The following is a 19,456-nucleotide window of genomic DNA, read 5'->3' as shown; positions in this document are numbered from 1 at the left end:
CGCAATTTTTAACGTAACGGGCTGCGGCGCGGTTGGCCGGGATGCCCGGAGGATATTGAAATGACTGATGTTGTGATCGTATCGGCCGCTCGTACTGCAGTGGGCAAGTTTGGTGGGTCGCTGGCGAAGATTGCCGCGCCTGAACTCGGCGCGCTCGCGGTGCGCGCCGTGCTCGAACGGGCAGGCGTGAAGCCGGAACAGGTGAGCGAAGTTATTCTGGGCCAGGTGCTGACGGCGGGCTCCGGTCAGAACCCCGCGCGTCAGGCGCTGATCAAGGCGGGTTTGCCGTCGGCCGTGCCGGGCATGACGATCAACAAGGTCTGCGGCTCAGGTCTGAAGGCCGTGATGCTCGCGGCCAACGCGATCATCGCCGGTGACGCGGACATCGTCGTGGCAGGCGGCCAGGAAAACATGAGCGCCGCGCCGCACGTGCTGCCGGGTTCGCGCGACGGTTTCCGCATGGGCGACGCGAAGCTGATCGACTCGATGATCGTCGACGGCCTGTGGGACGTCTACAACCAGTACCACATGGGCGTGACGGCTGAGAACGTCGCGAAAGAACACGGCATCACGCGCGAGCAGCAGGACGCGTTCGCGGCGCTGTCGCAGAACAAGGCCGAAGCCGCGCAGAAGGCGGGGCGCTTCAACGACGAAATCGTGCCGGTCGAGATTCCGCAGCGCAAGGGCGAGCCGCTGCGCTTCGCCACCGACGAATTCGTGCGTCATGGCGTGACGGCCGAATCGCTCGCGAGCCTGAAGCCGGCGTTCTCGAAGGAAGGCACGGTCACGGCGGCCAACGCATCGGGTCTGAACGACGGCGCAGCGGCGGTGCTCGTGATGTCGCTGAAAAAAGCGGAAGCGCTCGGCCTCACGCCGCTCGCGCGCATCAAGGCATACGCGAACGCGGGTGTCGATCCAAAGGTGATGGGTATGGGCCCGGTACCGGCTTCGCGCCGTTGCCTCGAGCGCGCGGGCTGGACGCCGGCCGACCTCGACCTGATGGAAATCAACGAAGCGTTCGCCGCGCAGGCGCTCGCCGTGCACAAGCAGATGGGCTGGGACACGTCGAAGATCAACGTGAACGGCGGCGCGATTGCGATCGGCCACCCGATCGGCGCGTCCGGTTGCCGGATTCTCGTCACGCTGCTGCACGAAATGCAGAAGCGCGATGCGAAGAAGGGTCTGGCGTCACTGTGTATCGGCGGCGGCATGGGTGTCGCGCTGGCGGTCGAGCGCGTTTAAAGTACGCTGGGTACGCCGCGCGCATTCGCGACCGGTCGCGCGCGGTCTTCGCCAGCACAGGCATCTGGCCGCGCCGCACGCCAACTGGCGGTGCGGCGCGTTGCAACAGGTGACTCGTGTCGGCAGTGCGCATTGCCAGACGGTCGCCCGGCGGCAACGCGAACCAGCATCAGGCGAGGCACGAGGCCGCCGGCAGGCGCCTCGACAACGATAACGGAGTGTGGTTTATGACACAGCGAATTGCGTACGTAACGGGCGGCATGGGCGGCATCGGCACCAGCATCTGCCAGCGTCTGCACAAGGAAGGCTTCAGGGTGATCGCCGGCTGCGGCCCGAATTCGCCGCGCCGTGCGAAGTGGCTCGACGAGCAGAAGGTACTCGGCTACGACTTCGTCGCCTCCGAGGGTAACGTCGGTGACTGGCAATCGACCAAGGACGCATTCGACAAGGTCAAGGCCGAAGTCGGCGAGATCGACGTGCTGGTCAACAATGCCGGCATCACGCGCGACGTCGTGTTCCGCAAGATGACGCACGAAGACTGGACGGCGGTGATCGACACGAATCTGACCAGCCTGTTCAACGTCACCAAGCAGGTGATCGACGGCATGGTCGAGCGTGGCTTTGGCCGGGTGATCAACATTTCGTCGGTGAACGGCCAGAAGGGCCAGTTCGGCCAGACCAATTATTCGACCGCGAAGGCCGGCATTCACGGCTTTACGATGTCACTCGCGCAGGAAGTCGCGACCAAGGGCGTGACGGTCAATACCGTGTCGCCGGGCTACATCGGCACCGACATGGTCAAGGCGATCCGCCCGGACGTGCTGGAAAAAATCGTCGCGACGATTCCGGTGCGCCGCCTCGGTCAGCCGGGCGAAATCGGCTCGATCGTCGCGTGGCTTGCGTCGGAAGAATCGGGCTTCGCCACGGGCGCCGATTTTTCGCTGAACGGCGGCTTGCATATGGGCTGAGCCATCGGCGCGCCGGACCGGAAGGCGGCGCGCTTCGGCTCAGATGGTTTCGCCGGCGTCCCGGCTGCGCAATGGATCCCATTGCACAGCCCGGACGCCGTTTCCGCGTTTGCTTAACTCGAGCTTAAAGGCGTTACATGACTACTACTACAAAGAAAACGGCCGAACGACTGATCAAGAAATATCCGAATCGTCGGCTCTACGACACCGAGACGAGTACCTACATCACGCTGACTGATGTGAAGCAACTCGTGCTCGATCAGGAAGATTTCAAGGTGATCGATGCCAAAAGCAACGAGGACCTGACGCGCTCGATCCTGCTGCAGATCATTCTTGAAGAAGAGAGCGGCGGCCTGCCGATGTTCTCGTCGTCGATGCTGTCGCAGATCATCCGGTTCTACGGTCATGCGATGCAGGGCATGATGGGCACGTATCTGGAAAAGAACATCCAGGCCTTCATCGACATTCAGGCGAAGCTTGCCGACCAGTCGAAGAATCTCTATGAAGGCAAGGCGATGAACCCCGAAGTCTGGTCGCAGTTCATGAACATGCAGGCGCCGATGATGCAGGGCATGATGACCAGCTACATCGAGCAATCGAAGAACATGTTCGTGCAGATGCAGGAGCAGATGCAGAACCAGGCGAAGACCATGTTCGCCACGTTCCCGTTTACGCCGGGCGGCGCGGTCAATGCGAACAATGCGAGCAATGCGAGCAATGCGCCGGCCACGCCGCAGGACAATCCGGAGACGGAGAAGAAGTGAAGCAGTGAATGGCGGCGAGGTCTGCTCCGGTCGACGAGGGCTGTGGGGTTGCCTGTGGACGCGAAGCCGACCTTCATTGCCGCAACGAGATCGCGCGCCTCGAGTACGGCTGGGCCAGCGACCGGCCGTCGGCGTACCGTTGACATTCAGCCTCCGCCGCCGATCCTCCTGCATGGCTGGCGGGATTGCGAAGCCGCCGACGCGCTACAATGGCGGCCCGCGCGTGGGGACGCTTTTCCGTCGGAACCGGATTCCGGCTGCGGCTCAATGACCGTTGCCTCCACTGCCGGCACATCGCTGCTTGCGCCGTTACGGTTTTTCTTCCGCTGGACCCGTCCCATGTTTCAGACCGTTTCCCTGATCGCGTCAGCGTCTTCCGTTGCGAAGGCCGCGCGGATCGTTCTGCTCTGACCCGCCGTTCACCCACACCGCTCATGAGCCGGCTGTTTCTCGCCCCGATGGAAGGGCTTGCGGACTATGTGCTGCGCGACGTGCTGACGAGCGCGGGCGCTTTCGACGGCTGCGTGTCCGAGTTCATCCGCATCACAGGCTCGCTGCTGCCAACCCGCGTCTACGAGCGCGAGGCGCCCGAAATCCTGCACGCGAGCGTGACCGCCAGCGGCACGCCGATGGTGATCCAGCTGCTCGGCAGCGATCCCGAGTGGATGGCACGCAATGCCGCGTACGCGGCCATGCTATCGCCCTACGGTATCGACCTGAACTTCGGCTGTCCCGCCAAAGTCGTCAATCAGCACGGCGGCGGCGCGATGCTGCTCGCGAACCCGAAGTTGCTGAACCAGATCGTCTCGGCCGTGCGCGCCGCGGTGCCTGCCGATATCGCGGTGACGGCAAAAATGCGCCTCGGCGTGTCCGACACGTCGCGGGCGATCGAATGCGCGCAGGCGCTCGCGGACGGCGGCGCGGCCTCGCTCGTCGTGCATGCGCGCACGCGCGACGACCGCTATCGGCCGCCTGCGCACTGGGAGTGGATCGCGCGCATCGACGACGCCGTCGACGTGCCCGTCATCGCGAACGGCGAAGTCTGGACGGTGGCGGACTGGCAGCGTTGCCGCTCGGTCAGCGGCTGCGCGGACGTGATGATCGGGCGCGGCGCCGTGTCCGATCCGTTCCTCGCGCAGCGAATCCGCGGCCTCATCGACCCGTGTCCATCTGCCGACGAATGGCAGCAGGTGCTGGGTTCGATCGTCGGCTACATGAACAAGCTGCGGGCGCATGGCACGCTGACCCATGAGCACGGCCGCGTCAAGAAGTGGCTCAGCTACCTGCAGCGGACCTGGCCGCAAGCCGCCGAACTGCATGCGGCGATCCGGCGAGTGCAGGACTCTGACGAAATTCTTACGGTAATCGGCCAGGCGCTGGCGGCCGGAGCCGCGTCGGCGCCGACGCGTCAGCACGTTTCCAGCGACGAAGAAAATAGCGAGCTGGATCAACCCGGTCCTGCCGAACCCATCCCCGTTTGAAGACTAGAATTCAAAGACTTACGAGCGGTGGCAGTGGCGAACCGCTACAATTCACGGTTTAACGTCTTCAAGCGGTTCCCATGTCTTCCACCCCCTCGAACGCTCCGGCCGTACCGGGCGCCACGCCGAAAGTCGGCTTCGTCTCTCTCGGCTGTCCCAAGGCCCTCGTCGATTCCGAGCAGATCATCACCCAGCTGCGCGCCGAAGGCTACGAAATCTCCGGCACCTATGACGGCGCGGACCTCGTGGTCGTCAACACCTGCGGCTTCATCGACGAAGCCGTGCAGGAAAGCCTCGACGCGATCGGCGAAGCGCTCAATGAAAACGGCAAGGTGATCGTCACCGGTTGCCTCGGCGCGAAGAAGAGTGCGAGTGGCTCGGGGCTGATCGAGGAAGTGCATCCGAAGGTGCTCGCGGTGACCGGCCCGCACGCGCTCGGCGAGGTGATGCAGGCGGTGCACAGCCATCTGCCGAAGCCGCACGATCCGTTCGTCGATCTGGTGCCCGCCGCGGGCGTCAAGCTCACGCCGCGCCACTACGCGTACCTGAAGATTTCCGAAGGCTGCAATCACCGCTGCACGTTCTGCATCATCCCGTCGATGCGCGGCGATCTGGTGTCGCGCCCGGTCGCCGAAGTGATGCTCGAAGCGGAGAACCTGTTCAAGTCCGGCGTGAAGGAACTGCTCGTGATCTCGCAGGACACGAGCGCATATGGCGTCGACGTCAAATACCGCACCGGTTTCTGGAACGGCAAGCCGATCAAGACGCGCATGACGGATCTGGTCGCCGCGCTCGGCGAACTCGCTGCGCAATACGGCGCGTGGGTGCGCCTGCATTACGTGTATCCGTATCCGAGCGTCGACGAAGTGATTCCGATGATGGCGGAGGGTCCGTACAAGGGCCACGTGCTGCCGTATCTCGACGTGCCGTTCCAGCACGCGCATCCCGAAGTGCTGAAGCGCATGAAGCGCCCGGCCAACGCCGAGAAGGTGATGGAGCGCGTCAAGGCCTGGCGCGAGAGCTGCCCCGATCTGACGATCCGCAGCACGTTCATCGCCGGCTTTCCGGGCGAGACCGAAGAGCAGTTCGAGACGCTGCTCGATTTCATCCGCGAGGCGGAGCTCGATCGCGTCGGCTGTTTCGCGTATTCGCCGGTCGAAGGCGCGAGCGCGAATGAACTCGACGGCGCGCTGCCCGATGAAGTGCGTGAGGAACGTCGCGCGCGCTTCATGGAAGTGGCCGAGCAGGTGTCGGCCAAGCGCATCGCGCGCAAGGTCGGCAAGACGCTGAAGGTGCTCGTCGACGAAATCAACGCGGACGGCGGCATCGGCCGCACCGCGGCGGATGCGCCGGAGATCGACGGCGTCGTCTATATCGCGCCGTCCGCCAAGGCGTCGAAGCGCTACAAGGTTGGCGATTTCGTGTCGGTGAAGATCACCGGCGCGGACGGCCACGATTTGTGGGGCGAGGTCTAGGCGATGACGCACAGCGCGGCCGCACGGCCTGAAGCTCAAACACCGGACATCCTCGCGCTCGGCGAGGCGATGATCGAATTCAACCAGTCGGCGAAGGACCAGCCGAACTACCTGCAAGGCTTCGGCGGCGACACGTCGAACTTCTGCATCGCGGCTGCGCGCCAGGGTGCGAGGACCGGTTTCGTGTCGGCGGTCGGCGCCGATCATTTCGGACGCCTGCTGGTCGATCTGTGGGAGCGCGAGCAGGTCGACACGTCGTTCGTGCGCGTCGATCCGCGGGCCTCGACCGGCGTCTACTTCGTGTCGCACGGCCCCAACGGCCACGCGTTCGACTATCTGCGCGCGGGCTCGGCGGCGAGCCGCTATGCACCCGCCGATCTGCCGCGCGACGCGCTCGCGGCGGCGAAGGTCGTCCATCTGTCCGGCATCAGTCTCGCGATCAGCGTGAGCGCCTGCGACGCCGCGCTCGAAGCGATCGCGCATGCGCGCGCGAATGGCGCGCGCGTGAGCTTCGACACCAATCTGCGTCTTAAGCTGTGGCCGCTCGCGCGGGCGCGCGCGGTGATGCTCGAGGCGATCCGCCAGACCGACATCTGCCTGCCGAGCTGGGACGATGTGACCGAACTGACGGGGCTGACCGGCCGTGACGAGATCGTCGATTTTCTGCTGTCGCACGGACCGAGCGTGGTCGCGCTGAAGCTCGGCAAGGACGGCTCGTATATCGCGACACCTAACGAGCGACGCGTCGTGCCGGGTCACGTCGTCGATGCGGTCGATGCAACCGGCGCCGGCGACTGTTTCGGCGGCGCATTCATCGCGCGCATCGTCGCGGGCGATGATCCATTTGCCGCCGCGCGCTACGCGAATGTTGCCGCCGCGCTGTCCACGCAAGGTTATGGCGCGGTCGCGCCGATTCCGTCGCGCGAGACCGTCGAGCGGCTGCTGGCGGGGTAGATATCACGTAAGCCGCGCGGCGCAGCATGGCCCGCGCTGGCGCAATCATCCAGGCAGACTGGAGAGACAACAGGAGGGACAAGCGATGCAACGGGACGTAGTGGTGGTGAGCGGTGTGCGCACGGCAATCGGCACGTTCGGCGGCAGCCTGAAGGATTTCGCGCCGACCGACCTCGGCGCGCGTGTCGTGCGCGAAGTGCTCGAGCGCGCGAGCGTGTCGGGCGACGAAGTCGGCCACGTCGTGTTCGGCAACGTCGTGCACACCGAGCCGAAGGACATGTATCTCGCGCGCGTCGCCGCGATCAACGGCGGGGTCGCGCAGCATACGCCCGCGCTGACCGTCAACCGGCTGTGCGGCTCGGGCTTGCAGGCCATCGTTTCGGCCGCGCAGAGCGTGCTGCTCGGCGACGCCGACATTGCGATCGGCGGTGGCGCGGAAAACATGAGCCGCGCGCCGTACTCGATGCCGGCCGCGCGCTTCGGACAGCGCATGGGCGACGCGCGTCTCGTCGACATGATGGTCGGCGCGCTCAACGATCCTTTCCAGTCGATCCACATGGGCGTGACCGCCGAGAACGTCGCGCGCAAGTACGACATCTCGCGCGACGCCCAGGACGCGCTCGCGCTCGAGTCGCACCGCCGCGCGGCCCACGCGATCACGAGCGGCTACTTTAAGGAACAGATTCTGCCGATCACGACTCCGTCGAAGAAGGGCGACGTCGTGTTCGACACGGACGAGCACGCGAGGCTGAACGCAACGGCGGACGACTTCGCGAAGTTGAAGCCGGTGTTCGCGAAGGAAAACGGCACGGTGACGGCGGGCAACGCCTCGGGCATCAACGACGCGGCCGCGGCCGTCGTACTGATGGAGCGTAGCGTCGCCGAGCGGCGCGGCGTGAAGCCGTTGGCGCGGCTCGTGTCGTACGCGCATGCGGGCGTCGATCCGGCGTACATGGGCATCGGGCCGGTGCCGGCGAGCCGCAAGGCGCTTGAGCGGGCGGGTCTGACGGTCGCCGATCTCGACGTGATCGAGGCCAACGAGGCATTCGCCGCGCAGGCCTGTGCGGTCAGCAAGGAACTCGGCTTCGATCCGGCCAAGGTCAATCCGAATGGCTCGGGCATTTCGCTCGGCCATCCGATCGGCGCGACTGGCGCGCTGATCACCGTCAAGGCGCTTTACGAGCTGCAGCGCATTGGCGGCCGTTATGCACTCGTCACGATGTGCATCGGCGGGGGGCAGGGCATCGCGGCGGTTTTCGAGCGTCTCTGATCGCGCACGGAAGCCCGGTCCGGCATAGGTAGCGAGCAGGAACCAGTAACAAGGATAGACAGGATGCAGGAAGCGAAAGTGACGAAGGGCTCGGCAACCCGCACGGCAACGCGCGCCTTGCGCCGGCGCGCCGGCGTGGTGGCGAGCGCTGCCGCACTGCTGTGCGCCGGCACGGTGCTGTGGATGCCGTCGCAGGCGTGGGCGGAAAGCGATGCGGTCAAGGCACTGGCCGCGCCGCCGCCGATCCAGCTGCCGCTGAAACCGAGCCCCGAGTTCGCGAAGTTTCCGCGCTACGTGGGCACGCTCGGCGCGCGGCCGATCGTGCTGCGGCTCGGGCCCAAGACCGACGATCCATCTGGCGTGCACGGCGAGTATCAGTACACCGATAGCGGCGAGGTGATTCTGATCGCCGGTGATCGCGACGGCGATACGCTCGAAGTCGAGGAATCGAACGACGGCACGCATATCACCGGCAACTGGGTCGGCAAGTTCGCGGCGGACGGCTCGCTCGAAGGCGACCGCATGAACGTCGACGATTCGAACCCGCAGGAATTCAAGCTGAAGCCGCTGGCGGCAGGGCAGGCGGTGCCGGTGGCCGGTTCGGCCGGCGGTGCGGCGACCAGGCCTGCAGCCCCCTCACCGCAACCGGCCGCGGCCAACGGCGCAGCGGCGGCTCCCGCGCCGGCATCCGCTGCCGGGGGGCACTCAGTGGGCGGCGTCAGCAACCTGCAAACGGGCTACTGATGCGCACCGCGCGCCGGGCATCCGGAATGGCGCAGTGCCGCCGTTGCTTCAGGTTCGCTTCACTATGTTTTTCACCGAGCTTCACATGACTGAATCCAAATTCAAACATGGCTTGCAGACCCGCATCGTGCGTGCCGAGGACCACATCACGCCGGGCTTCGAATCGTTCTCGACGCCCGTCACGCGCGCGTCGACGGTGGTATTTCCCGACCTCGCCGCGATGCGCGCGCTCGACTGGAAAAACGACGCGCAATGGCGCTACGGCCTGCATGCGACGCCGACGCAGATCGCGCTCGCTCAGCGCCTCGCCGCGATCGAGGGCGGCAATCATGCTCTGCTGCAACCGTCGGGGCTGTCGTCGATCTCGAACGTCTATTTCGGGCTCGTGAAGGCGGGCGACGACGTGCTGATTCCCGATAACGTGTACTCGCCGAACCGCGACCTCGGCGACTGGCTCGCGCGCGATTTCGGTATCACGGCGCGCTACTACGATCCGCTGATCGGCGCGGGCATCGCCAGTCTGATCCAGCCGAACACGCGCCTGATCTGGATCGAGGCGCCCGGCTCGGTGACGATGGAAGTGCCCGACGTACCGGCCATCACGGCGGCGGCGCGCGCGCGCAAGGTCGTCACCGCGATCGACAACACGTGGTCCGCGGGCCTCGCGTTCCGGCCGTTCGACCACGGCGTCGACATCTCGGTGCAGGCGCTGACCAAATACCAGTCCGGCGGCGGCGACGTGCTGATGGGCGCGACGATCACGGTCGACCGCGACGTGCATGTGAAACTGAAGGCGGCGCGCATGCGCATGGGCATCGGCGTGTCCTCGGACGACTGCTCACTGATCCTGCGCAGCCTGCCGAGCATGCAGTTGCGTTTCGCGCAGCACGATCGCGCGGCGCTGTCGCTCGCGACGTGGTTGAAGAGCCGGCGGGAAATCGTCGCGGTGTTGCATCCGGCGCTCGCCGACTGTCCGGGGCACGAAGTGTACAAGCGCGATTTCAGCGGCGCGGGCGGACTGTTCTCGGTGGTGTTCGACGAGCGGTACAGCGCGGCGCAGATCGACACGTTTTGCGAGTCACTCGAACTGTTTTCGCTCGGCTGGAGCTGGGGCGGCGCGCATAGCCTCGCGATGCCGTACGACATCGCGTCGATGCGCACTGCGGCGCAGTGGCCGCATCGCGGCACGTTGGTGCGCTTCTATATCGGTCTGGAAGACGAGGCAGACCTGCGTGCTGATATCGAGCAGAGCCTGGCCAGGCTGGCTTAACACGCGTTAGCCCTGTTCGACACGTTGTTCGAGAAGCCCGCCGGGATCTCCTCCCGGCGGGCTTTTTTGTTGCCCTGAATATCAGGCAGACCCGACCGTTCGGCCGAATGTTCGATGCCGCGGCGCGACGCTATGTTGTGCCGACGCGAGCGATAACGGATCGCTCAAGCGCCAGCCTCAAACCAACCGCAGCAAACCGTCCAGTCCAACGAAATTGAACGACACGCTGGCTGCTTCCCGCACCACCGGCTTCGCCCGGAATGCAACGGAGAGTCCGGCTTCGGCCATCATTTTCAGGTCGTTCGAGCCGTCGCCTATCGCAATTGCGCGCGACGGTTCGATGCCGAGCGTCGCGCAGGTTTCGCGCAGCATGCGCGCTTTCACGTCGGCATTGACGATCTCGCCCATCACATTACCGGTCAGCTTGCCGTCGATGATTTCAAGCGTGTTCGCGCGCGTGAAATCGAGCCCAAGGCGCGCCTTGAGCTTCGCGGTGAAGAACGTGAAGCCGCCCGACACGAGCAGCGTTTTCAGGCCCGCCTGTTTCGCGCCGGCCAGCATGCGTTCGGCGCCCGGCGACAACCGCAGCCGCTCCTCGTACACGCGCTCGAGCGCGCTGGCGTCGAGCCCTTTCAGCAGCGCGACCCGACGAATCAGGCTCTCGTTGAAGTCCTTGATCTCGCCGCGCATCGCAGCCTCGGTGATCGCCGCGACTTCGGCTTTGAGCCCGCAGAAATCGGCGATTTCGTCGACGCACTCGATCGTGATCAGCGTCGAATCCATGTCCATTGCGACGAGGCCGAAGTCGCTCAACTGGCGGCCGGCTTCGACAAACGCGTAGTCGAGTTGATGCGCATAGCAATACGCTTCGACGTCGGCGCGTTGCGCGAGGTTCGCGTCGGCGATGCGAATCGCGTGCTCATCGATGACGGCGGCGTGCGAGCCGCGTGCGAGCGCGACGAGCGTTTTGTGGTGGTCGGCGGAAAGGGGGACGACGCTTTGAATGACGAGGTTCATGGACGACCGGTGGCGCGGAAAGAAAGAGGCGCGTGGCGCGCGGAAAATCCCGCTATTGTATCGGTTATGTGCATTGGCCCGTCGCAGGCGGCCGTGCCGGACTTGCCGTGCGCTCTGGCGGCGTGCGATTCATACTGGCGCATCGAATCATGTGATGCAGTCGTCGCGTTGGCTCAAGCCGGCGTTCGGCGCATCGCCGTAACGGGAACAGACCGAATGAATACGGTCACACGAACCCACCACCCCACACGGGCGCAACAAGACGCCCCACGGAGGCAACGCATGACCCCGGCAACCGCCAGCGAGGCATCCTCCCTTGCCCGCGACTTCGATCTGCGTCATCCGAACCCGGCGTTCTACGCCGATCCCTATCCGGTCTATCACGCACTGCGCAGCTATGAGCCAATCCGGCGCATGCCCGACGGCTCGCTGTTCCTGACGCGCTTTCGCGACGTGCAGGCGGTCTACCGCGACCCCAAGACCTTCAGCTCCGACAAGACCGTCGAGTTCCGCCCGAAATACGGCGACTCTCTCCTCTACGCGCATCACACCACGAGTCTCGTGTTCAACGATCCACCGCGCCATACGCGTGTGCGCAAGCTGATCGCCGGCGCGCTGACCGCGCGCGCGATCGCGGCGATGGAGCCCGCGGTGATCCGGCTCGTCGACGGCCTGCTCGATGCGGCCGCGCAGCGCGGACGCATCGATCTGATCGGCGAATTCGCGTCGGCGATTCCGGTCGAGGTCATCGGCAATCTGCTCGACGTGCCCCACGATGAACGCGCGCCGCTGCGCGACTGGTCGCTCGCGATACTGGGCGCGCTCGAGCCGTCGCTGACCGACGCGCAGTTCGAGCGCGGCAATCGCGCGGTCAGCGAATTCGTCGACTATCTGCGCGGCCTCGTCGCACGACGCCGCCGCGAGCCGGGCGATCCGCAGCACGACGTGCTGACGCGGCTGATCCAGGGAGAGGGGCCGGACGAGCAGCTATCTGAAGCCGAACTGCTGCAGAACTGCATTTTCATCCTGAACGCCGGGCACGAAACGACCACCAACCTGATCGGCAACGGGCTCCTCACGCTGAGCGAGTGGCCTGACGAGCGTGCCGCGCTGCTGCGCGAGCCGGAGTTGATCGGCACCGCGGTCGAGGAGTGCTTGCGCTTCGAGAGTTCGAACCAGCTCGGCAATCGCATGGCCACCGTCGATACCGAGATCGGCGGCGTCGCGCTCGCGCGCGGCACACCGGTCACGCTGTGCATCGGCGCGGCCAATCGCGATCCCGAGCAGTTTGCCGAGCCAGACCGCTTCGATATCCACCGCGACCTGAACCGGCATCTCGCGTTCGGGTTCGGGATTCATCAGTGCGCGGGTCTGTCGCTGGCGCGGCTGGAGGCGCGGATTGCGATCGGGCGCTTCGTGCAGCGCTTCCCGGCGTATCGCGTCGATGGTGAGCCGACGCGGGGCGGTCGCGTGCGGTTTCGCGGGTTTGCGTCGGTACCGGTCCTGCTCGAGCCTTGATGCGGGCGCCGCGTGGACTGCGCACACCACGAATGCCGTAGGTTTTGCCGCCTCGTCGCAAGACTTACAACCCCATGACAGCACGCCGCTGGTTCGACCCGCTCCTGCTTTGCCCGTGGCAGCAGTGTCGAGCGCGCCGAAATGCGGGCACGCTTGCTGCTTCGCGTGATATCTCAGGGCCATGGGACAGGGGAGCGCGCGATGGCACACATGATCTGGAAGGGCGCAATCAGTTTCGGGCTCGTCCACGTACCGGTGCAGCTTTATCCGGCGACGCAGTCGGAGAAGGTCGGCTTCAATCTGCTCGACAAGCGCACGATCGACCCGATCGGTTACAAGCAGTTCAACAAGCGTACCGGCAAGGACGTGACCCGCGACAACATCGTGCGCGGCTTCGAGTACGAGAAGGATCGCTTCGTCGTCCTGTCGGACGACGAAATCCGCTCGGCGAACCCCGAGTCGACGCAGACGGTCGACATCCTCGCGTTCGTCGACGCCCCCGACATCTCGTTTCTCTATCTCGATACGCCGTATTTCCTGACGCCCGACCGCAAGGGTGAAAAGGTCTATGCGCTATTGCGCGAGGCGATGACGGCGTCGGGCAAGATCGGCGTCGCGAGTGTCGTGCTGCACAACAAGCAGCATCTGGCGGCGCTGATTCCGCTCGGTCCGATGCTTGCGCTGAACACACTGCGCTGGGCCGACGAGGTGCGCAATTTCGACGAATTCAACGTGCCGCCCGAAGGCATGAAGGCCGCCGGCGTGTCGGCGAAAGAACTCGACATGGCGAAAAAGCTGATCGACGACATGAGCGAGACGTGGGACCCGATGAAGTATCACGATACTTTTCGCGACGACATCATGGCGCTCGTCGAGCGCAAGATCAAGGCGGGCAAGACCGAGGAGGTCGTCGAGGTCGAAACGCCGCACGAGTCGCGCAAGTCCGCCGACATTCTCGACCTGTCCGATCTGCTGCGCCGCAGTCTTGGCCGCGGCAAGGGCAAGCAGGCCGCCACAGGCCGCAAGCGCGCCGCCGACGAGGACGAGGATCAGAGCGATAGCGAGGCCGAGTCCGATGAAGAGGCGGCCGCGCCCGCGCGCAAAAAGCCGCGCGCGGCAAGCACGACGCGCAGTCGCAGCGGTAGCGGCGGCAGCGGGCGCGCGACGTCGAAAACCACCGCAACGTCCCGCAAACGGCGCGCGGCGGCCTGAGCGGGCGGCCGAGCCGCCTGGCGCACCAAACGCACCGGAGTCATCGCCATGAACGACCGACTCGAGCACTATCATCGCAAGCGCCGCTTCGAGGATACGCCGGAGCCGGCCGGCGCGACGACCCGCAAGCGCGCCGCGAGCAAGACCGGCAAGCGCGCGACGCGTGCCGCGCCCGATACGCTCTCCTACGTGATCCAGGAGCACGACGCGCGGCGTCTGCACTACGACTTCCGGCTCGAACTGAACGGCGCGCTGCTGTCGTGGGCGGTTCCGAAGGGGCCGAGCCTCGACCCGTCGGTCAAGCGGCTCGCGGTGCACGTCGAGGATCATCCGGTCGAATACGGTACCTTCGAGGGCGAGATTCCGCCCGGCAACTACGGCGCGGGTACCGTGATCGTGTGGGATCGCGGCACGTGGGAGCCGGCGGGCGGCGCGGCCGAAGCCGCGCGGTCGTACGCGGCCGGCAAGCTCAAGTTTCATCTGCACGGCGAGAAGCTGCATGGCGGGTGGACGCTCGTACGGAGCCACATGCGCGGCAGCGGCGACAAGGAGCAATGGCTGCTGATCAAGGAGCGCGACGAGGAAGCGCGCGACGAAAGCGACTACGACGTGCTGAAGAAGCTGCCGGGCAGCGTGCTGGCCGACGGAGCTTCGAAAGGCAGGAAAACGAAGCAATCGAAAGCGGAGACGAAAACCTCGCGCAACGGCAAGGCCACGAGCGCGGGCAAGCCGGCGAAATCCGCATCCTTGCGCCGCGCAGCCGATCCCAAACGCCCCGACATCGTCGCGACGCGCAGCACGCAGTCGCTACGCGAACTCGCCGCATCGCCATCGATCGAAGGCGCGGTCAAAGCCGCCTTGCCCGCGAGCCTGAAGCCGGAGCTGGCGACGCTCGTCGACAGCGCGCCGCCAGGCGATGACTGGCTCTACGAAATCAAGTTCGACGGCTACCGCGTGCTCGCGCGCATCGACCATGCGTCGAAGGCGAAGGGCGGCGTCGTCAGCATTCTCACGCGCAATGGCAACGACTGGACCGCAAAGTTCAGCAAGCAGATCGAGGCGTTCGCGGGACTCGACGTGCAAAGCGCGTGGCTCGACGGCGAAGCGGTCGTGCTCGATGAACGCGACGTACCCAACTTCCAGTTGCTGCAAAACGCGTTCGATGCGCATCGCCCGCAGGACATCGTGATCTATCTGTTCGATCTGCCGTTTCTGAACGGCTACGACCTGCGTGACGTGCCGCTCGAACAGCGCCGCGCGATTTTGCGGGCGCTGCTCGAAGGCGTCGATGATTGCGTGCTGCGCTTTTCGAACGACTTCGCGTTCAGCGCCGACGAGTTGCTCAAGAGCGCGTGCGACATGGCGCTCGAAGGCATCATCGGCAAGCGGCGCGACAGCAGCTATGTGTCGGGCCGCTCGCCGTCGTGGATCAAGCTGAAGTGCCGGCGCCGCCAGGAGTTCGTGATCGGCGGCTATTCGGAGCCGGGCGGCAGCCGCGCGGCGTTCGGCGCGCTGCTGCTCGGCGTCTACGACGCCGACGGCCGGCTGCAGTACGCGGGCCGCGTCGGCACGGGCTTCGACGCGGCGCTGCTGCGCTCGGTCAAACAGGCGCTCGACGCGCACGCGAGCGAGCGCATGCCATTCGCGAGCGAGCCGCGCGAGCGCAGCCGCACGCCCGTGCATTGGGTCGAGCCGGTGCTCGTTGCCGAATGCAACTTCGCCGAATGGACGGGCGACGGCATCGTGCGCCAGGCGTCGTTCGTCAGCCTGCGCGACGACAAGCCGGCGCGCCAGATCGTCAGGGAAACCGCCCGACAAGGAGCCGACGTGCAACAGCAAACCGAAACCGCCACCGCCGATACGGCGCAAACAGGCGCGCCGAAAAAGCGCGCAACCAGCAAGGCCGCCAGTGCCGCCAGGCCCGCCGCCAAGGAAAGCGCGCCCGCCCGAACCACGGCAACACGCTCGCGTGCACAGAGCGAAATCGCCGGTGTGCGCATCTCGCATCCCGATCGCGTGATCGACAAGAGCAGCGGCGCAAGCAAGCTCGAACTGGTGCAGTACTACGAATCAATCGCCGAATGGATGCTGCCTCATCTGCGCGAGCGGCCCGTCGCGCTGGTGCGCGCGCCCGAGGATATCGGCGGTGAGCTGTTCTTCCAGAAGCACAGCCAGAAGCTGTCGATTCCGCACGTCACGCAGCACGAGGGACTCGATCCGGGCCATCCTCCGCTGATCACGATCGACACGCTCGCCGCGCTGGTCGGCGCCGCGCAGATGGGCACCGTCGAATTTCATACGTGGAATGCGGTCGCGTCGAATATCGAAAAGCCCGATCGCATGGTGTTCGATCTCGACCCGGACCCGTCGCTCGGCTGGGAACGCATGGTCGAGGCCGCGCAACTGACCCGCTCGCTGCTCGACGAACTGGGCCTGAAGTCGTTCTGCAAGACGAGCGGCGGCAAGGGCTTGCACGTGGTCGTGCCGCTCGCGAAGCAGGCCGGCTGGGACGAAGTGAAGGATTTCTCGCAGGCGGTCGCGCAGCACATGGCGACGACGCTGCCGCAGTACTTCAGCGCGAAGATGGGCGCGCAGAATCGCAAGAAAAAGATTTTCATCGACTATCTGCGCAACAACCGTGGCTCGAGCACGGTGGCCGCATTCTCGGCGCGCGCGCGCGGCCGGGGCTCGGGGTGTCGGTGCCGCTCGCGTGGGACGAACTGGAGAGCACGACGAGCGGCGATCAATGGGGCATCCGCAACATCCACGAGCGCGTGGACGGCCTCGGAAGCGACCCATGGGCCGACTACGCAAAGACGCGTCAGCGCATCACGGCGGCGATGAAAAAACGTCTGGGCGTCGCGTGACGAGCGCTCGTCCGGGGAGCTGAATCCAACGCGCGAATGCGCCGCGCGTACTTTGCGCGCGAACGCGCTTCGCGAAGGAGCGATGCAATGAAGACCCTGCCGCAATCGACCGATGGCGACCCGCAAGCCGACCCGCACGCGAACAAGGATCCGAAGTCGTTGCAGGAAGCTGCGGCGCCGCTGCCGCATGAAGCCGACCAGCATCCCGAGTCGCAGCACGAGGACGAGCCGCGCCATGTCGGCAAGCAGGCGCATGACGACATCGAGCATGGGCAGCAGGATACCGACCGCCGCGGCGGCGGCGAGTATCAGCAACGCACGCAGAACGACGCGCATGCCGATGTGAACTCGGACCGCAAGCAGGGCGGCGCAAAGGGCGGCAAGCGCTGACGCGGCGTAGCGGGCATCGCGCCTACGCGCCCGCCAGGCCAACCGGCTCGCGATCCCAATACGGCGGATCGCCAAAATGCGCGGCGACGAAGTCGATGAAGGCGAGCGTCTTCGGCGGCACGAACGCGCGGCTTGGGTAGACGGCCCAGATCGCGACGTCGTCCGCGAGAGGATAGCTGTCGAGCACGCTGACGAGTTTGCCGCTGCGCAGATGGGGCGCCACGTCCCACGTCGATTTCAGCGCGATGCCGAAGCCCGCGAGCAGCGCATCGCGAATCACCTCGCCGTTGTCGGTGACGAGGCGGCCACTCACGCGCACGTCGAGCGGACCGGCGGGCGTCACGAAGCGCCAGTCGCACTGCTCCGACAGGATGATGCACTCGTGCCGCGCGAGATCCGACGGATGATGCGGCGTGCCGCGCGCGGCCAGATAGGCGGGGGCCGCGCACAGCACGCGGCGGTTGACCGCGAGCCGCCGCGCGACCAGCGACGAATCCTTCAGCACGCCGACGCGAATCGCGACATCGATTCCCGCGTCGACCAGATCGACCACCTGATCGGTCAGGCGCAGATCGACGCTGACACCCGGATAGCGGCGCAGAAACTCGCTGATCACCGGCGACACATGCTGACGCCCGAACGACGACGGCATCGACACGCGCAGCCGTCCCTGCGGTGCGGCCTGCGCGCGGCCGACCGATGCGCGCGCCGCGGCGGCCGCGTCGAGCAGCGCCTCGGCGCGCGTCATGAACACTTCACCGTCCTGGGTGAGGCTGATGCGGCGCGTGGTCCGATGCAACAAACGCGCGCCGAGGATCTTTTCGAGTTGTGCGATCCGCGCGCTCGCGACCGCCGCCGACAATCCGAACTCGCGCCCGGCCGCCGACACGTTGGCGAGCAGCGCGGCACGCACGAACAACGCGACGTCGAGCAGATCGAGCCGTTCGCGTTCGTTGGGCACGGACCGGCCGGCCCGGCTTGAATCGTCCATTATTCTGAAAAACCAAAAAATGTTTCAGCGATTATGCCTGTTTTATCAGAATAAGAATCATCGTACGATACGAGTCATGCGTCACATCAACCGAACCCCCAAGGAGCAGCCATGAAAGCCGTCGGACTCTACCGTTATCTGCCGATCGATCACGCCGAAGCGCTCGTCGACGTCGAGATGCCGAAACCCGAAGCGACCGGCCGCGATCTGCTGGTCAAGGTCGAAGCCATTTCCGTGAACCCGGTCGACACCAAGGTGCGCGCGCCGAAAGACACGCTCGAGAAGACGCCGCGCGTGCTCGGCTGGGATGCGGCAGGCACCGTCGTCGCGGCCGGGCCCGAGGTCACGCTGTTCAAGGTCGGCGATCCGGTGTTCTATGCGGGCAGCATTACGCGGCCGGGGGCCAACAGCGAGTTTCATCTGGTGGACGAACGGATCGTCGGGCACAAGCCGGCGTCGCTCGATTTCACGCACGCAGCCGCGCTGCCACTGACCGCGATCACTGCGTGGGAAGCATTGTTCGATCGCCTCGGCGTATCGCCTCAGGGCGCCGACGCAGGCCGGACGGTGCTGATTTTCGGCGGCGCGGGCGGGGTCGGCTCGATCGGCATCCAGCTCGCGAAGCAGCTTGGCAAGCTGCAGGTGATCGCGACCGCGTCGCGGCCCGAATCGGCGAAATGGGCACGGGAGTTCGGCGCGGATAACGTCGTCGATCATTTCGGCGATGTGCCCGCGCAGATGAAGGAGATCGGCATCGAGCAGGTCGACTACGTGCTGATCTTCAACGACACCGACCGTAATTTCCCGGCCGCCGCGCAACTGATCAAGCCGCAAGGCGGCGTCTGCACGATCGTCGAGAACAGCGCCGCCGTGCCCGTCGAATTGCTGAAGGCGAAGAGCGCCGCGTTTCACTGGGAGTTCATGTTCACCCGCTCGATGTTCGGCACGACCGACATGATCGAGCAGCACAAGCTGCTGACCGAGGTCGCGCGGCTCGTCGATGCGGGTACGTTGCGCACGACGCTCGGCCAGGACCTCGGCCGCATCAACGCGGAGAATCTGCGTCGCGCGCATGGGTTGCTCGAAGCAGGACGCGCGATCGGCAAGCTGGTGCTGACCGGCTTCTGAGATGAAATCGACGCGCAGAAAGCGCGTCGCCGCAAGCGGGTTAACACCCGAGCCGACACGACACGCGCGGCAGCGCGCTTGGCGTTAGACTGACGACGCAGCATGCCAAAACGGTTGCGTGTCTTGCGGCGAGGCAAGCCGGTATGAACCGGCCGGCCCTCGGCA

The 19,456-nt window shown here is 65.6% G+C and carries 15 protein-coding genes and 1 pseudogene; 14 read left to right on the top strand and 2 right to left on the bottom strand.

Going from position 1 to position 19,456, the window contains the following annotated elements; all coding sequences use genetic code 11:
- The first annotated feature begins 60 nt into the window (after positions 1 to 60).
- The 9 genes from OKW45_RS23365 to OKW45_RS23325 all read left to right on the top strand — a co-directional run bounded on the left by OKW45_RS23365 (position 61) and on the right by OKW45_RS23325 (position 10,168).
- Positions 61 to 1,242: an acetyl-CoA C-acetyltransferase gene (locus OKW45_RS23365; protein WP_429471410.1), complete on the top strand. Its 1,182-nt coding sequence runs from the start codon at positions 61 to 63 to the stop codon at positions 1,240 to 1,242.
- A 227-nt stretch (positions 1,243 to 1,469) separates the two neighbouring features.
- Positions 1,470 to 2,210 (top strand): 3-ketoacyl-ACP reductase, encoded by a 741-nt coding sequence (locus OKW45_RS23360; protein WP_184003457.1) that lies wholly within the window; start codon positions 1,470 to 1,472, stop codon positions 2,208 to 2,210.
- Between the two features lie 137 nt (positions 2,211 to 2,347).
- Complete coding sequence (gene phaR / locus OKW45_RS23355) at positions 2,348 to 2,974, top strand: polyhydroxyalkanoate synthesis repressor PhaR (RefSeq protein WP_429471408.1); 627 nt, start codon at positions 2,348 to 2,350, stop codon at positions 2,972 to 2,974.
- A 434-nt stretch (positions 2,975 to 3,408) separates the two neighbouring features.
- Positions 3,409 to 4,455, top strand: coding sequence for a tRNA dihydrouridine synthase (locus OKW45_RS23350; protein WP_184003459.1), 1,047 nt, complete (start codon positions 3,409 to 3,411; stop codon positions 4,453 to 4,455).
- An 80-nt stretch (positions 4,456 to 4,535) separates the two neighbouring features.
- Positions 4,536 to 5,930, top strand: coding sequence for a 30S ribosomal protein S12 methylthiotransferase RimO (rimO, locus tag OKW45_RS23345; protein WP_429471405.1), 1,395 nt, complete (start codon positions 4,536 to 4,538; stop codon positions 5,928 to 5,930).
- A gap of 3 nt (positions 5,931 to 5,933) precedes the next feature.
- A complete protein-coding gene (locus tag OKW45_RS23340) occupies positions 5,934 to 6,884 on the top strand; it encodes a sugar kinase (RefSeq protein ID WP_429471404.1) in 951 nt (316 codons plus the stop codon).
- 85 nt (positions 6,885 to 6,969) lie between these two features.
- On the top strand, positions 6,970 to 8,154 hold the full coding sequence (bktB, locus tag OKW45_RS23335) for a beta-ketothiolase BktB (RefSeq protein WP_018418111.1): 1,185 nt from the start codon (positions 6,970 to 6,972) through the stop codon (positions 8,152 to 8,154).
- Positions 8,155 to 8,217: 63 nt separating this feature from the next.
- Complete coding sequence (locus OKW45_RS23330; protein WP_018418110.1) at positions 8,218 to 8,898, top strand: hypothetical protein; 681 nt, start codon at positions 8,218 to 8,220, stop codon at positions 8,896 to 8,898.
- 85 nt (positions 8,899 to 8,983) lie between these two features.
- Positions 8,984 to 10,168, top strand: coding sequence for a cystathionine beta-lyase (locus OKW45_RS23325; RefSeq protein ID WP_429471402.1), 1,185 nt, complete (start codon positions 8,984 to 8,986; stop codon positions 10,166 to 10,168).
- Positions 10,169 to 10,345: 177 nt separating this feature from the next.
- Here OKW45_RS23325 and serB read toward each other — a convergent pair whose 3' ends face one another.
- Positions 10,346 to 11,185 (bottom strand): phosphoserine phosphatase SerB, encoded by an 840-nt coding sequence (gene serB, locus OKW45_RS23320; protein ID WP_429471400.1) that lies wholly within the window; start codon positions 11,183 to 11,185, stop codon positions 10,346 to 10,348.
- Positions 11,186 to 11,467: 282 nt separating this feature from the next.
- Here serB and OKW45_RS23315 point away from each other — a divergent pair, with 282 nt between their 5' ends.
- From OKW45_RS23315 to OKW45_RS23300, 4 genes and pseudogenes are all read left to right on the top strand, one after another.
- The gene (locus tag OKW45_RS23315) at positions 11,468 to 12,703 is read left to right on the top strand and encodes a cytochrome P450 (protein ID WP_429471398.1); all 1,236 of its coding nucleotides are present in this window, start codon (positions 11,468 to 11,470) and stop codon (positions 12,701 to 12,703) included.
- A gap of 201 nt (positions 12,704 to 12,904) precedes the next feature.
- On the top strand, positions 12,905 to 13,915 hold the full coding sequence (gene ku / locus OKW45_RS23310) for a non-homologous end joining protein Ku (RefSeq protein ID WP_429471397.1): 1,011 nt from the start codon (positions 12,905 to 12,907) through the stop codon (positions 13,913 to 13,915).
- 48 nt (positions 13,916 to 13,963) lie between these two features.
- A pseudogene (ligD, locus tag OKW45_RS23305) lies at positions 13,964 to 16,782 on the top strand (DNA ligase D).
- A gap of 87 nt (positions 16,783 to 16,869) precedes the next feature.
- Positions 16,870 to 17,172: a hypothetical protein gene (locus OKW45_RS23300; protein ID WP_018418104.1), complete on the top strand. Its 303-nt coding sequence runs from the start codon at positions 16,870 to 16,872 to the stop codon at positions 17,170 to 17,172.
- A gap of 22 nt (positions 17,173 to 17,194) precedes the next feature.
- Here the strand turns inward: OKW45_RS23300 and OKW45_RS23295 are convergent, their stop codons facing one another.
- Positions 17,195 to 18,163, bottom strand: coding sequence for a LysR family transcriptional regulator (locus OKW45_RS23295; RefSeq protein ID WP_429471395.1), 969 nt, complete (start codon positions 18,161 to 18,163; stop codon positions 17,195 to 17,197).
- Between the two features lie 111 nt (positions 18,164 to 18,274).
- On the opposite strand from OKW45_RS23295, the gene OKW45_RS23290 reads away from it, so the two are divergent.
- The gene (locus tag OKW45_RS23290) at positions 18,275 to 19,291 is read left to right on the top strand and encodes a zinc-binding alcohol dehydrogenase family protein (protein ID WP_429471394.1); all 1,017 of its coding nucleotides are present in this window, start codon (positions 18,275 to 18,277) and stop codon (positions 19,289 to 19,291) included.
- Positions 19,292 to 19,456 lie beyond the last annotated feature (165 nt).

This window comes from Paraburkholderia lebeckiae (genome assembly GCF_050436225.1).
Classification (GTDB): Bacteria; Pseudomonadota; Gammaproteobacteria; order Burkholderiales; family Burkholderiaceae; genus Paraburkholderia; species Paraburkholderia tuberum.
This window is presented reverse-complemented; position numbering and strand designations above follow the sequence as displayed.